Here is a 13,869-nt window from a genome sequence, read left to right as displayed (position 1 = left end):
GCGACTCAAAAAGTGCGCCTGTCCCGTTGACTACCCGAGATATCGTTTATCGTGAGTACGACCAGCACCTATTCACCCGACATCGTGGTGCCTGACGCACGCCGTGTATTAGGCGGACGTGATTTCTTTTCCCTGTGGTTTTCGCTCAGCGTCGGGCTCATGGTGGTTCAGACCGGGGCGCTTCTTGCTCCCGGACTTGGCCTTGCCCACGGCTGGCTTACGATTCTATGTGGTTCGGTTGCCGGCTCACTGCTCCTGGCCGTTGTTGGGACCATCGGGAGCCGCACCGGCCTTTCAGCCATGTCGGCGCTCAAGCTGAACCTTGGGCGCTACGGTGCGGTAGTTCCTGCCGTACTGAACATCCTGCAGCTGGTAGGATGGGGCAGCTTCGAGCTGGTGGTTATGAGAGATGCAGCCCTTCTCCTAACGGACCGTTACCTGAGGGCGGGTGGCTGGCTGGCCAATCCGGTCTTCTGGACGCTGACATTCGGCGTACTGGTCACGATTCTGGCGGTCGCCGGTCCGCTTACCTTCGTTCGCCGCATTCTGCGTCGCTGGGGTATTTGGCTGCTCCTGGCCGCCTGCATTTGGCTGACCTGGAATTTCTTCTCCAAGGCAGATCTGGCTGCGCTGTGGGCGCGTCCTGGTGATGGATCACTGAATTTTGCAGCCGGATTCGATATTGCTATCGCCATGCCGCTGTCCTGGTTACCACTGATTGCCGACTATGCTCGGTTTGGGCGCGGGCAGGCTGGCGTGTTTGGCGGCACGGCCATTGGTTACTGCCTGGGCAACTTCTGGCTGATGGGACTGGGTGTGGCCTATACCCTGGCTTTCGCCGATGCAAGCCAGACCAATGCTCTGTTACTGGCCCTGGCGGGCGCAGGCGTAGGCATACCCCTGCTGCTGATCCTGCTAGATGAGTCGGAAAATACATTTGCGGCTATTCATTCAGCTGCCGTGTCTTCCGGCATTTTGGTTCGGCTCAAGGTCGAGCATCTGTCACTGGCTTTCGGCGTGCTGTGTACACTCATCGCGTGGCAGGTTGCCCTGGCTGAATACGAGCACTTTCTACTGCTCATCGGGTCGGTATTCGCCCCACTTTTTGGCGTGGTACTGGTCGACCATTTTATCCTTCGTACCCAGCACGCCGATCATGTAGCCATGACGACGCTGCGCTGGGACACCCTCATCGCCTGGGGCTGCGGTGTAGCGATCTATCATCTGCTTGCTGCTTTCTGGCCCGTACTGGGGGCAACCCTGCCGGCGCTGATCCTGGCGGGTCTACTTCAGTTGGTGCTGGGGAGACTGATTGCACGGTAGGAGTCGGTAGCCTGGCGATTCGCATCGCCAGGCTAGCAGGCTTACAGCGCGCGGCGGCCTGGAAAGTATTCAGGGCGCACGATGCCGTTCAGCTTGGGATAGGGAATCTTGATAAGCGGATGGCCCATGGAGTAGGGCGCAATGCTGGTGACATCATACTTCAGCGTGACGGCACCGAAATCCAGTGCAATGTTGGATGTCTTGACGAAGGGCCATTCTTTCTCGAAGGCACCGTCGTCCTTGAGTCCGTTGGCTATCAGCCATGCCTGGTGGGCGGTTTTGGCTACATCCCAGAAAGCCTGTTCCTGTCCTGGCACCAGGATGTCCTGAAGCGTCAGGACTTTCTTTTGCTGACGATCATAATTGATGATGCTGCGGCCCGGCTGGCCGTGGGCACCGCCTGTGTCCAGATAGGATGACAGCTCGACAATCACCAGCCCGTCATGCTGCTCGCGTATGTTGGCCTGCAGGTAACTGCTCCAGCGCGGCTGCGCATTGCGCAGGAAGTCCTGCTCGTAAGCGTCCAGCGACTGTGCTACCGGGGCTCCCGGTTCCGGTCGGGTTTCCTCAAGCAAGGCTTGCTCGATGATCGCATTAAGGTGTTCATCGTCGAACTTCAGCGTATCGATATTGACGAAGGGGCAGTCAGCATTGGCGCAGCCCGCCGGACGGTGCTCCCACGCCACACGCTTGGGCTTGAGCGGTTCGTTCAGGTCAGGCTTGAAAAAGCTTTGGCAGGCACTCAATAAAACGGCCGCGCTGGCGATAACGAGTAGTTTGGACAGTCGCATGGGGCTCCTTGGTAGGTAGAGGGGCTGTGCTCAGGATGTGCTTCGAGTGCATCCGGTGCAATGAGTTCGGCATCAAACCGTTCAGTCATCCGCATATCTTCCTGTCTTCCGGGCGGTACTGCCAAGGGGCTGCATCCTTCAAGCGGTCACGCTAGGATGGCGCGATTGTCACGACTGAAGTCCGGAGAGGCTTAGATGAGCGAAAACGTAAAGTCAGCCCCAGGCGACTTCGAAATTGAGCGCCGCGAAGAGTGTTTCAAAGGGTTTTATCGCGTAGACCGTCTATATTTACGGCATCGGTTGTTTTCCGGCGAAATGGGTCGCCGGTTGGATCGGGAGCTTTTTGTTCGGCACGATGCGGTCTGCGTACTGCCCTACGATCCCAAGCGGGATAAGGTAGTGCTGGTAGAGCAGTTCAGGGTTGGGGCCATCGATAAAAGTGATAATCCGTGGCTGCTTGAGCCGATAGCCGGGCTGATCGACAAGAGCCATGAGGTGCCCGAAGAGGTCGCTCATCGCGAAGCGCAAGAAGAGGCTGGTCTGGCCTTGCAATCGCTATGGCCCATCTCCACTTACTTCCCCTCTCCAGGTGGCAGTGACGAGCTGGTGCATCTCTTCCTGGCCCGTGTGGACAGCGACGAGGCTGGCGGTGTGCACGGCTTGCCTGAAGAAGGGGAAGATATTCGTGTTCACGTCATGCCTTTTGAGGATGCGCTGGACGCCGTCAAGAATGGAAAAATCAATAACGCAGCGGCAATGATTGCCTTGCAATGGCTGGCGCTCAATCGCGCCGAGGTACGTGGTTTATGGGTTTGAAAGGGCGGGATCGCTACCGAGTTGACTTGCCGGGGCTGCAGGCCACGTGCGAGTCCAACTATCTGCGACTGATGCAGCTTCTTCCCAAGATGCGCGAGGCACTGATTTCCCGTCGTGTGGCGCTTTCGCAAGGAGAAAAGCTGTTGGGCATACTGGCCTTGGAAGTGACCGAGGCGTGTCCATATACAACAACACTGCAGGTCAGCCAGGAGCTTGGGCTTCCCTGGTTGCCTGTGCCCAGGCTTGAAGTGCGTGTTTACCATGATGCACGCATGGCAGAGGTCATCAGCGCGGGGCCGACCCGCCGGTTACAGGCAATCTATCCGTATCCGAACGAGCTGATGAACCATCCTGACGAAAAGACGCAGCTGAATTTGTTTCTAGGCGAATGGTTGAGCCACTGCATGGCATGCGGACACGAGTCCGAACCTGTCCTGCAACGCTGATTACCGCTTTGTCCTCCGGCGCGCGTGTCTCGCCGCCATAGAAACTCCCAGCCACGGATCGATACGCAAATAATGGCTTTGTGCTAGCATTTAATTTGATGCTGCTACCGTCGCCTGCTGCCGTAAAACGACCTTTTGTCGCTGCGTGATGTAATACCTTGTCAAACAGGGGTCGGCATACAGTTCATCGGTTACAAGTGTGAACTGTGCACCATCTGTTAGGTGCGCTTACATGCACTCTCTACACTTTGATTTGTTGTAGACGCCGCGATTCAAGGAGATGGCTTTGGCTACGTCGCCAGATTTCCTCGCTGCACCGCTTGTGGTCCAGCTTACCGATAGTCACCTGTTTTCCTCTCCCGAGGGGCGCCTGTTGGGGTTGGATACCCGCTATAGCCTGGAACAGGTTGTAGAGCGCGTACGAGCCGAGCAGCCGACGATAGACCTGATACTGGCCAGCGGAGACCTGGCACAGGAAAGTACGCCCGAGGCCTACCAGTCCTTCAAGGAGCTTACGGCTTGCCTTGATGCGCCTGCCCGCTGGTTGCCGGGCAACCATGACAAGGTCAAGGTAATGCAAACCTTCTGTGCCGGAACAGACCTCATGGACCCCGTGCTCGATATGGGGCAGTGGCGGCTGATCATGCTGGATTCGACTATTAATGGTGCCGTGCCCGGGCGGTTCGACCAGGAGCAGCTCGAGCTGCTCGAAAAGGCACTGAGCGAAGCACCGGATCGACACGTGCTGGTGTCTTTCCATCACCACCCTGTTCAGGTGGGCTGCCAGTGGATGGAGCCGTTAGGGGTTCTCAATCCTGAGGCGCTTTTTGAAGTGCTGGATCGGTATTCGCAGGTGCGCGTCATTCTCTGGGGCCATATCCATCAGGAATTCGATCAGATACGTAACGGCGTACGCCTGTTGGCATCACCGTCAACAGGGCTGCAGTTCGAGCCGAACAGCATCGATTTCAAAGTGGGCATGCAAGCCCCAGGCTACCGCTGGCTCAGGCTGTTACCGGACGGTACGATTGAAACCGGCATCTCGCGGGTAGAAGGGGTGGATTTCAATGTGGATTTCCAGGGCAGTGGTTATTAGCCGATAGGCCTTCAAGAGGAGCCAAAAAAAGGTTAATATAGCACTGGTTATTTATACAGGATTAACCGGTGCCTTCTGTACTGTATATCCACGGCTTCAATAGCTCGTCGGCTTCCCTCAAAGCTCGCCAGCTCCATGCCTGCATGCAGCAGCTCGGCCTGCAGGGGTGCGTTCGCGTGCCTGATCTTCATTATGACCCTGTCATTGCCATGTCTCAGCTTGAGACATCTCTGGCTGCTTTGGGCCAGCCTTTACTGGTCGGCAGTTCATTAGGCGGCTACTATGCCACCGTTCTTGCCGAGCGTTATGGCCTGAAGGCCCTACTGGTTAATCCGGCAGTGCGCCCCTGGCGTTTGATCGATGCTTATCGGGGGCCGCAGAAAAACTATTACAGCGGTGAGGAGTGGGTATTGACGGACGCTCACGTTGACGCGCTGGCGGCGCTTGATGTGGGCGCGCCTCAGGATCCTTCCCGCTACCAGGTGTGGCTGCAGACGGCTGACGAGACGCTCGACTATCGCGACGCCCAGGCGCTTTATCAAGGATGTGCATTGCGCATCGAAGCGGGTGGAGACCATGGTTTCCAGAACTTCGCTGAAAAGCTGCCTTCGCTATTGTCCTTTGCCGGTTTCTCGCCTGTCTTGTGGCATGGCATCGATTTTTCGACTTTCAAATAGAGATTATGGCCCAGCAAAACGCCTATACCGCAGAAGCTATCGAGGTCCTGTCCGGACTGGATCCGGTGCGCAAGCGCCCGGGCATGTACACCGACACGACTCGTCCCAATCACCTGGCGCAGGAAGTGATCGACAACAGTGTCGACGAGGCGCTGGCCGGTCATGCCCGTAGTGTGCAGGTCATCCTTCATGAGGATAACTCTCTGGAAGTGCTCGACGACGGTCGTGGTATGCCAGTCGACATCCATCCGGAAGAAGGCGTATCAGGCGTCGAATTGATCCTGACCAAACTGCACGCCGGCGGTAAGTTTTCCAACAAGAACTACCAGTTCTCCGGTGGCTTGCACGGGGTGGGTATTTCTGTAGTGAATGCGCTGTCCACCCGTGTCGAGATCAAGGTCAAGCGTGATGGCAGCGAGTATGCCATGGCATTTGCCGATGGCTTCAAGGCGAGTGAGCTGGCCGTAGTGGGCAGTGTCGGCAAGCGCAACACCGGCACCAGCGTTCATTTCTGGCCTGACCCCAAATACTTCGACTCGCCAAAGTTTTCTGTCAGCCGGTTGAAGCATATTCTCAAGGCAAAGGCCGTTCTCTGCCCTGGCCTTGCGGTCAGTTTCGAGGACAAGGCCAGCGGTGAGCGTATCGAGTGGCATTATGAAGATGGCCTGCGCTCCTATCTGGTTGATGCGGTAGGTGACGCCTTACGCCTGCCGGAGGCTCCGTTCTTCGGCAGCTTGGCGTCAGACAAGGAGGCCGTCGACTGGGCGCTCTTGTGGTTGCCTGAAGGCGGTGAGTCGGTTCAGGAAAGCTACGTCAACCTAATCCCTACTGCCCAGGGTGGAACGCACGTCAATGGTTTGCGTCAGGGGCTGCTCGATGCCATTCGTGAGTTCTGCGAGTTTCGCAATCTCTTGCCTCGTGGTCTCAAGCTTGCGCCCGAGGATATCTGGGAGCGCATCGCCTTCGTCCTGTCGATGAAGATGCAGGAGCCTCAGTTCTCTGGCCAGACCAAGGAGCGTCTCTCCTCGCGTGAGGCTTCAGCGTTCGTCTCGGGCGTCGTTAAGGATGCCTTCAGCCTTTGGCTTAATGCCAACCCAGAGCTGGGGCTGCAAGTGGCAGAACTGGCCATCAATAATGCCGGGCGTCGCCTGAAGGCTGGCAAGAAGGTTGAGCGTAAGAAGATCACTCAAGGCCCCGCACTGCCCGGTAAGCTCGCGGACTGCGTAGGGCAGGAGCCGCTGCGCTGTGAGCTGTTCCTGGTTGAAGGGGACTCGGCAGGCGGTAGCGCCAAGCAGGCTCGCAATAAGGAGTTTCAGGCGATCATGCCGTTGCGCGGCAAGATCCTGAACACTTGGGAAGTCGACGGTGGTGAGGTTCTGGGTAGCCAGGAGGTTCATGACATCGCGGTTGCGATTGGCGTGGACCCCGGTGCTGCGGACCTTTCCCAGCTACGGTACGGTAAAATCTGCATCCTGGCGGATGCCGACTCTGACGGTCTGCATATCGCCACGCTGCTGTGTGCCCTGTTTGTGCGCCACTTCCGACCGTTGGTGGAGGCCGGGCATGTCTATGTCGCCATGCCTCCCCTGTATCGGATTGACCTGGGTAAGGAGGTCTACTATGCGCTGGATGAGGCCGAGCGAGACGGTATCCTTGATCGCCTTGCGGCCGAGAAGAAGCGTGGCAAGCCACAGGTGACCCGATTCAAAGGGCTGGGTGAGATGAACCCGCTTCAGTTGCGTGAGACCACGATGGATCCCAATACGCGACGGCTGGTGCAGCTTACCCTGGAGGACACCCCTGGAACGCTCGAAATCATGGATATGCTGTTGGCAAAAAAACGCTCTGGGGATCGCAAAAGCTGGCTGGAGAGCAAGGGGAACCTGGCTGAGGTGCTTGTTTGAGTAAGCATTGGCGCCTGTGGGCTCTATTAATACTGCTAGGTCTCGGTTTGCAGCAGGCCAGGGCAGCGGAAGAGCTGCGCCTGGAAGCAGAATATCCTGTGGAAGGGATGCGAGGCGGCAATCTGTCCGGCCTGGCACTGTGCAAGGGTGAATTCTGGACGGTATCGGATCGCGACGATGACCAATATTATCGTCTGGACTCGAGCGGCGAGATCTGGAAGGCCGAAGCTCATCCGATTTCGGCGGGCCCTCCGCCTTCAGCAGGGCTGCCTTGGAACCTTCGTCTGTTTGTCCGCCTAGCGGAGTACAAGCGAGGCGGGACGGTCGATCTTGAGGGCATCACCTGTGATGAGGCGGGTAACCGTTATCTGGTCAGCGAAGGATACGCGGCAGTATTGCTCGATCCTGTGCAGGGTGGTCAGTCCTGGCTGAAGCTGCCTTGGAACCTGATGTCACAGGCAAACCGTCATGGCCTGCTTACACACTTCAATTCCATTTATGAAGGCATCTCCGTAAGCCCGGATGGCCAGCAGATCTGGCTGGCAGCAGAGCGGCAGCGCCGCGGAATCCTGACGTTGTTCAAGCAGGGCGATAAGTGGGTCTGCCATGGTAGCTGCGTCATGTTTGCCGAGGGGGGGACCACACCGATTCCGCCTGCGTTGGGTAAGCGCGGCCCGTTACCTGTCGACTTTTCCGACATGGTCTATTACCACGGAAAGCTCTTTACCCTGGAGCGTGCGGCTCATCAACTCTGTCGTCGTAGCGCCCAGTCGGGTATTGCCGAACGCTGTTGGTCATTCGCTAAAACACTGCTGGCCCCTGTTCGGCATTACCGGCAGAACTGGGGATTGGCCGAGGCGCTATGGATAGACGAGCGAGGCGTCTGGATTGGCCTGGATACCGGTGATCTGGCGCGCGAGGATGGTGACAAGCGGCCTTACGTTCTGCATTACGCTGCACCCGCCGCGGGCTGGGACGCACCGTGAGTCATCAGACGGCAGGCCAGCGTGCCGGACGCGTCATGCTCTTTCTTGCGTGGGGGGCAGGGCTATGGCTCTTGGCGCACTGGTTTGGCGGCCTTGAGCTGCAGCGGCAGAACCCTAATCAGGTGCCTGTTTCCCAGCACGGCGATGGCTATATCGAGGTTAGTCTGGCCGGTAATGGTGCAGGACACTTTCTGGCCAACGGATCGCTGAATGGCAAGGACGTCACCTTTGTAGTCGATACGGGCGCAACTGATGTTGCCCTGTCAGCTGAGCTGGCGGCCACGCTGAAACTGCCCCATGGCGGCCCTGTTCTGTTGAGCACAGCCAATGGTCGGGCCGAGGGCTGGCGTACCCGTATCAATGAGCTTCGATTGGGCGATATCGTGCTGCACGACGTACGTGCGCTGGTTGCGCCCAATATCGATGGTGATCAGGTGTTGCTTGGTATGAGCGCCCTGCGCCAACTTGAATTCACCCAGCGCGGCGGCACCTTGCTGCTGCGCCAGTATACGAAACAAGAGTAAACCGCATGAGCGACTCTCTCGATCTGAGTATGGACGGTGTAGAACGCCGTTCGCTGGCCGATTTTACCGAGCAGGCGTACCTGAATTATTCCATGTACGTCATCATGGACCGAGCCCTTCCTCATATCGGCGACGGTTTGAAGCCTGTGCAGCGGCGCATCATTTATGCGATGAGCGAGCTTGGCCTGAGCGCCGATGCCAAGCACAAAAAGTCAGCCCGTACCGTAGGCGATGTGCTGGGTAAGTACCATCCGCATGGCGACAGTGCCTGCTACGAGGCCATGGTGCTCATGGCGCAGCCATTCTCCTACCGGTATCCACTGGTTGATGGCCAAGGCAACTGGGGCGCCCCTGACGATCCCAAATCGTTTGCCGCCATGCGTTATACCGAGGCGCGGCTGTCCCGCTATTCCGAAGTCCTGCTGACTGAGCTGGGGCAGGGTACTGTGGATTGGGTGCCCAATTTCGACGGCACCATGGATGAGCCCGCGGTATTGCCTGCTCGACTGCCCAATCTGTTGCTCAACGGCACGACCGGTATCGCCGTAGGGATGGCTACCGATATTCCTCCCCATAACCTTCGGGAGGTCGCCGCCGCGTGTATCCGTCTGCTGGATGAGCCGCAGTCAACGGTTACTCAGTTGACCGAGCATGTGCCAGGTCCGGATTTTCCGACCGAGGCAGAGATCATCACCCCACGTGCGGATCTTCTGAAGCTTTACGAGACAGGTCGCGGCTCCGTACGCATGCGTGCCGTATACCGCAAGGAAGATGGCGAGGTTGTCATCACAGCGCTGCCGCATCAGGTGTCGGGCGCCAAGGTGCTGGAGCAGATCGCTGCCCAGATGCAAGCCAAAAAGTTGCCGATGGTCGCTGACCTGCGTGACGAATCCGACCATGAAAACCCGACCCGTATTGTTGTCGTGCCACGCTCCAATCGGGTCGACCTCGACGAGCTGATGCAGCATCTGTTTGCCACAACCGATCTGGAGTCCAGCTATCGCGTAAACCTCAACGTGATCGGGTTGGATGGCAAGCCGCAGGTCAAGAACCTTCGGCAGGTATTGGGTGAGTGGCTGACGTACCGTATCGGCACTGTACGCCGTCGCCTGCAATTCCGTCTGGACAAGGTCGAGCGCCGCTTGCATCTGCTCGAAGGTTTGATGATCGCCTTCCTCAATCTGGACGAAGTGATTCATATCATTCGTACCGAGGAGCAGCCCAAGGCTGTGCTGATGGCTCGTTTCGGGTTGAGCGAGACCCAGGCTGACTACATCCTCGATACCCGGCTGCGTCAGCTGGCGCGCCTGGAGGAAATGAAGATCAAGAGCGAGCAGGACGAACTCCTCAAAGAGCAAAAGCGACTTCAAGGGCTATTGGGCAGCGACAAGAAGCTACGCAAGCTGGTGCGCGATGAGCTGATCCAGGATGCCGAGGCGTATGGCGATGAGCGGCGTTCACCGATTGTCGAGCGTGCGGAAGCGCGCGCGTTGTCTGAAACCGAACTTATGCCTACTGAGCCGGTAACGGTTGTCCTGTCTGAAAAGGGATGGGTTCGCAGCGCCAAAGGGCACGACATCGATGCCACCGGCCTTTCCTACAAGGCGGGAGATGGATTCAAGGCCGCGGCGCCAGGGCGATCCAATCAGTTTGCCGTCTTTATCGACTCCACGGGGCGAAGCTATTCACTGGCTGCACATTCGTTGCCTTCTGCGCGGGGACAAGGTGAGCCCTTGACGGGGCGTCTTACGCCGCCGCCGGGCGCTACGTTCGAAACGGTACTTCTGCCGGATGACGGGCAGCTATATGTCATGGCATCCGATGCGGGATATGGGTTCGTTGTCAAAGGTGAAGATCTGCAGGCCAAGAACAAGGCGGGCAAGGCCTTGATTAACTTGCCGGCGGGGGCACAGGTCATGGTGCCTAAGGTGGTTCGCAATGCTGAGCAGGATCTGCTTGCAGCAGTTACGACTGAAGGGCGTCTGCTGGTCTTCAATGTGTCTGATCTGCCTCAGCTGGCCAAGGGTAAAGGCAACAAGATCATTGGGATTCCCGGTGATAAGGTCGCCAGTCGTGAAGAGTACATGGTGGGCTTTGCCATCGTACCGCCAGGTGGTCAGCTGGTGTTGCAAGCAGGCAAGCGGACCTTGTCCCTTAAGGGCGATGACCTTGAGCATTACAGAGGTGAGCGCGGGCGTCGCGGCAACAAACTGCCACGCGGTTTCCAGCGTGTTGATGCCTTGGATGTCGAGATTTGATCGGATTGGCTGGAAGACGGCGTAAAATTCTAGGATGATTCGCCGTCTGTTTTCGTCCGACGTAATCGGTTTCAGCCAGGACGTGGCTCGACAGTAGGTACTCAATGAAGCGAACGTGTTTGATGGCATTGCTTGCAGCTACCATGACCTTGGGTCTGGGCGGCTGCGCTAGCCTATATCCGGCTCATTATTATCAGCTGGACAGCGGGACGGCTTCGGTTCCCAAGACCAAGGCCGGCACCGCCGTGCAAATTCGCAGCCTGAACATTGCCAATTATCTGCAGCACGGCACCTTGCTGCAGCGGCACCCCGATGGTTCCTTATCGGACAGCAAGGCGCGCTGGGCAGGCTCTCTCACTGATGATATGCAGCATGTACTGCTCCGTCAGATGGCATGGCGTCTCAACAGTAACAGGGTCGTGATAGGGGATGCCCCCGAAGGGTACAAACCTGAGATCATGGTTGAACTGGAGATTTCTCGCCTGGACTCCGGCCCGAAGCAGTCTGCTGTCCTTGATGCACGCTGGCACCTGCTGGATAGTAATGAAAAGCTCAGGGGCAGTCGGATGGTTCACCTTGAGGAGAATCACAACGGAACCGAAGCAGATCAGGTCAGAGCCCAGAGCCTTCTGTTGCAGCAGCTGGCCAAGCAGCTATCCGGTGCGGTCACTGCGGCTGAGCAGGCTTCCAGGAAGGCCGCCAAGTCATCTTCCAGGCAGTCCAGGACACAAGTGGCTCAAGAAGTTGAGGCACCCGCAAAGCTTCCCAAGATCATTCCCATTCGTACGGGTGCGGAAGTTTATCGCTTCTAAATGTGACGTTTTTCGGGTCCGCCATTGCACGTGGCGGACTTAAAGGCGTCAATAGGCAATCCTGACGATAGATCGAGATGCCTTATGAAACTTCCCTTGTTTCCCCTGTCGACCACGCTTTTTCCAGGCTGCCCCTTGGATCTGCAGCTGTTCGAGCCTCGCTACCTCGACATGATCAGTCGCTGTCTCAAGCAGAACATCGGTTTTGGTGTGGTGACTATCCTTGAAGGAGAGGAAGTGGGTGCTGCACCAACCCGTCTTGGAGGCTTCGGTTGTGAAGCGGTGGTCAGGGACTGGCAGCAGCAGTCCAATGGGTTGCTGGGCGTCAGGGTCGAGGGTGTACGGCGGTTTCGACTGTTGGATACCGAAGTTCAGGATGATCAGCTGACTATGGGTACGGTTGAATGGCTGGACGAGCCGGCCGAGCGCCCTTTGAGCGATCAGCATGATGACTTGGCTGCCCTGTTGCAGGCATTGGCCGAGCATCCTATGGTGGCTGCGCTGGACCTGGATGGGACGGCCAGTGGGCAGCGCGAATTGGGTTACCAGCTAGGATACCTGCTGCCTTTTACGCCTGATCAGAAAAACGAGCTGCTTTCGCTCGACGATCCAGGTGAGCGCCTGGATCGCCTTCATGAACTGCTGTCCAGCCTGCAGGAGTGAGGTGGGCTATTACGTAGCAGGCATATAGCGTTCTATGGCAACCGGTAAGGCCCAGGCGGCTGCAAAGGTGAAGACCGCGAGTATGATTGGAATGAATATCCACCAGAAGCGAAGCGTCAGCGGCTGAAGCCTTGCCTGCCGTTGCATGACAGCCAGACTCAGGGCGCAGAAACTGCCCGCCAACAGTGCTCCTGCCAGGACATCGGTGGGCCAATGCACGCCCAGGTAGACACGCGTTGTGGCAATCGTGAGAGCGGGCAGGGCGGCTACGGCCAGCCATGTCAGTCTCACTCGCGGGGGTTGGCCGCGCGAGACAAGAATACCCAGGGTTAGGAAGAAGGCAAACGATGCCGAGCTATGTCCGCTAGGCAGGCTATAGGTTGTCAGTGGTTCGGCCAGGATGTCTGGACGCGCTCGCGCCAGCAGGTTTTTCAGTGTGCCGTTAGCTACCGCCGTTCCCAGCAATGAGCCTAGGGAAAAGAACATACCGCGCCACTGGCGCATCGCTCCCAGCAGCACGATCAGAATGATTGCCGCAACCAATTGGGTTCGGAAGTCGCCCAGGCGGGTAATGATGACCGCAACACTGTTCAGGTAGGGCTGCCGGTGCTCCTGAACGAGGGTCATGATGCCTTCATCCAGCGAACGCAAATGCTGCCAGCCCAGTAACAAGGCAAGCAGAAGCACAAAGGTCAACACAGCAATCATAAAGGTCGAGCCGCTGCGCTCGCGCAAGGTGGCATGCATGATGAATACAAGCAAAACGGCTGCACTGCCGGCTATGATTCCGGCTTGGGGCCAGAAGTCAGGCGGCAGAGGAAGGCGAAAGGCCGCACCGGTCATCCAGCCCGGGAGCAGGTATACAATCGACCAGCCTGCCGCGGCGATGAGGCTGACGACCGTAAAGCGGATGACAGGCATGTCCAGCATTCCGGCAATCATGGGCAGCATGGGCCTCAGCGGCCCAATGAAGCGGCCTATCAACAAGCTGGTAATGCCGTTGCGCTGGAAAAAGGTCTCTGCTGACGAAATCCATTCTGGATGGGTGCGCAGCCCGGGAAGGCTCCGGATATTCTGATGGAAGCGTCTGCCCAGATAATACGAGGCGGCATCCCCCAGCAGACCACCCAGGTAGCCCAGGATAAGGGTCTCGCTAAGACCCAGCACACCGCTGCCTGCCAGTACGCTGATGCCAAACAGGGCAAAGGTGCCAGGCACCAGTAGGCCTGCCAGTGCGAGGCATTCGAGAAAGGCCGTGATGAATACGGCAGCTCCCAACCAATGGGGATGCGCACTTAACCAGGCATTCAGGTCGGCAAGAAAGGCTGTCATGAGAGAGAGGGTAGGTCCTTTGCTATAACGCGTTTTCGACTAATCTGGCGATGAGCGGTTCAGTAGGCGTTATGTGGAATAGGAACCGGTTCGCCGTCTCGATAATACCCAGGCGCTTCCGTTTCGGGTCCAGGGCTGAAGCGTTAAAGCTTTTCAATCTATGACGGCTGCATGTCATGACTGTCCGTCTTGGGTTTACCCCGGTATAATTGTTTAATTTTCAGCCAAACTCATTTTTGCC

The 13,869-nt window shown here is 57.6% G+C and carries 13 protein-coding genes; 11 read left to right on the top strand and 2 right to left on the bottom strand.

Annotated features, from left to right (window positions below):
* Nucleotides 1-48: 48 nt before the first annotated feature.
* Complete coding sequence (gene cytX / locus JQR86_RS15770; RefSeq protein WP_434154935.1) at nt 49-1,323, top strand: putative hydroxymethylpyrimidine transporter CytX; 1,275 nt, start codon at nt 49-51, stop codon at nt 1,321-1,323.
* Nucleotides 1,324-1,364: 41 nt separating this feature from the next.
* On the opposite strand, the gene JQR86_RS15765 is transcribed toward cytX, so the two are convergent.
* Nucleotides 1,365-2,114, bottom strand: coding sequence for an RsiV family protein (locus tag JQR86_RS15765; protein WP_434153857.1), 750 nt, complete (start codon nt 2,112-2,114; stop codon nt 1,365-1,367).
* A gap of 195 nt (nt 2,115-2,309) precedes the next feature.
* On the opposite strand from JQR86_RS15765, the gene JQR86_RS15760 reads away from it, so the two are divergent.
* The 10 genes from JQR86_RS15760 (at nt 2,310) to JQR86_RS15715 (ending at nt 12,296) form a co-directional block, all read left to right on the top strand.
* On the top strand, nt 2,310-2,930 hold the full coding sequence (locus tag JQR86_RS15760; RefSeq protein WP_010797080.1) for an NUDIX domain-containing protein: 621 nt from the start codon (nt 2,310-2,312) through the stop codon (nt 2,928-2,930).
* A complete protein-coding gene (locus JQR86_RS15755) occupies nt 2,921-3,376 on the top strand; it encodes a DUF1249 domain-containing protein (protein WP_010797081.1) in 456 nt (151 codons plus the stop codon). Before JQR86_RS15760 ends, JQR86_RS15755 begins: the two co-directional genes overlap by 10 nt.
* Before the next feature lie 280 nt (nt 3,377-3,656).
* Entirely contained in the window at nt 3,657-4,472 is an 816-nt protein-coding gene (gene cpdA / locus JQR86_RS15750; RefSeq protein ID WP_125887227.1) for a 3',5'-cyclic-AMP phosphodiesterase, read from the top strand.
* A gap of 68 nt (nt 4,473-4,540) precedes the next feature.
* On the top strand, nt 4,541-5,149 hold the full coding sequence (locus tag JQR86_RS15745) for a YqiA/YcfP family alpha/beta fold hydrolase (protein WP_404625403.1): 609 nt from the start codon (nt 4,541-4,543) through the stop codon (nt 5,147-5,149).
* Nucleotides 5,150-5,154: 5 nt separating this feature from the next.
* Nucleotides 5,155-7,053, top strand: a complete 1,899-nt coding sequence (gene parE, locus JQR86_RS15740) for a DNA topoisomerase IV subunit B (protein WP_010797084.1) — start codon at nt 5,155-5,157, stop codon at nt 7,051-7,053.
* A complete protein-coding gene (locus JQR86_RS15735) occupies nt 7,050-8,039 on the top strand; it encodes an esterase-like activity of phytase family protein (protein ID WP_434153856.1) in 990 nt (329 codons plus the stop codon). The genes parE and JQR86_RS15735 overlap by 4 nt, the downstream gene beginning before the upstream one ends.
* Nucleotides 8,036-8,563, top strand: a complete 528-nt coding sequence (locus JQR86_RS15730; protein WP_037030000.1) for a retropepsin-like aspartic protease family protein — start codon at nt 8,036-8,038, stop codon at nt 8,561-8,563. The genes JQR86_RS15735 and JQR86_RS15730 overlap by 4 nt, the downstream gene beginning before the upstream one ends.
* A gap of 5 nt (nt 8,564-8,568) precedes the next feature.
* Nucleotides 8,569-10,821, top strand: coding sequence for a DNA topoisomerase IV subunit A (gene parC / locus JQR86_RS15725; protein WP_407362862.1), 2,253 nt, complete (start codon nt 8,569-8,571; stop codon nt 10,819-10,821).
* 104 nt (nt 10,822-10,925) lie between these two features.
* Entirely contained in the window at nt 10,926-11,633 is a 708-nt protein-coding gene (locus JQR86_RS15720) for a PqiC family protein (RefSeq protein WP_434135651.1), read from the top strand.
* 84 nt (nt 11,634-11,717) lie between these two features.
* On the top strand, nt 11,718-12,296 hold the full coding sequence (locus JQR86_RS15715; RefSeq protein ID WP_286788336.1) for an LON peptidase substrate-binding domain-containing protein: 579 nt from the start codon (nt 11,718-11,720) through the stop codon (nt 12,294-12,296).
* A gap of 9 nt (nt 12,297-12,305) precedes the next feature.
* Here JQR86_RS15715 and JQR86_RS15710 read toward each other — a convergent pair whose 3' ends face one another.
* Entirely contained in the window at nt 12,306-13,628 is a 1,323-nt protein-coding gene (locus tag JQR86_RS15710) for a bifunctional DedA family/phosphatase PAP2 family protein (protein ID WP_407362865.1), read from the bottom strand.
* Nucleotides 13,629-13,869 lie beyond the last annotated feature (241 nt).

Origin of the sequence: Pseudomonas sp. JZ134 (assembly GCF_051027695.1) — a bacterium.
Lineage (GTDB): Bacteria > Pseudomonadota > Gammaproteobacteria > Pseudomonadales > Pseudomonadaceae > Chryseomonas > Chryseomonas luteola.
The sequence above is the reverse complement of the archived record's forward strand: the minus strand, read 5'-3'. Positions and strand labels throughout refer to the sequence as shown.

What these genes read in the sequence shown, in the direction of transcription:
- JQR86_RS15765 (WP_434153857.1), bottom strand. Translation starts at nt 2,114, where the DNA reads ATGCGACTGTCCAAACTACTCGTTATCGCCAGCGCGGCCGTTTTATTG.
- JQR86_RS15760 (WP_010797080.1), top strand. Translation starts at nt 2,310, where the DNA reads ATGAGCGAAAACGTAAAGTCAGCCCCAGGCGACTTCGAAATTGAGCGC.
- JQR86_RS15755 (WP_010797081.1), top strand. Translation starts at nt 2,921, where the DNA reads ATGGGTTTGAAAGGGCGGGATCGCTACCGAGTTGACTTGCCGGGGCTG.
- cpdA (WP_125887227.1), top strand. Translation starts at nt 3,657, where the DNA reads ATGGCTTTGGCTACGTCGCCAGATTTCCTCGCTGCACCGCTTGTGGTC.
- parE (WP_010797084.1), top strand. Translation starts at nt 5,155, where the DNA reads ATGGCCCAGCAAAACGCCTATACCGCAGAAGCTATCGAGGTCCTGTCC.
- parC (WP_407362862.1), top strand. Translation starts at nt 8,569, where the DNA reads ATGAGCGACTCTCTCGATCTGAGTATGGACGGTGTAGAACGCCGTTCG.
- JQR86_RS15720 (WP_434135651.1), top strand. Translation starts at nt 10,926, where the DNA reads ATGAAGCGAACGTGTTTGATGGCATTGCTTGCAGCTACCATGACCTTG.
- JQR86_RS15715 (WP_286788336.1), top strand. Translation starts at nt 11,718, where the DNA reads ATGAAACTTCCCTTGTTTCCCCTGTCGACCACGCTTTTTCCAGGCTGC.
- JQR86_RS15710 (WP_407362865.1), bottom strand. Translation starts at nt 13,628, where the DNA reads ATGACAGCCTTTCTTGCCGACCTGAATGCCTGGTTAAGTGCGCATCCC.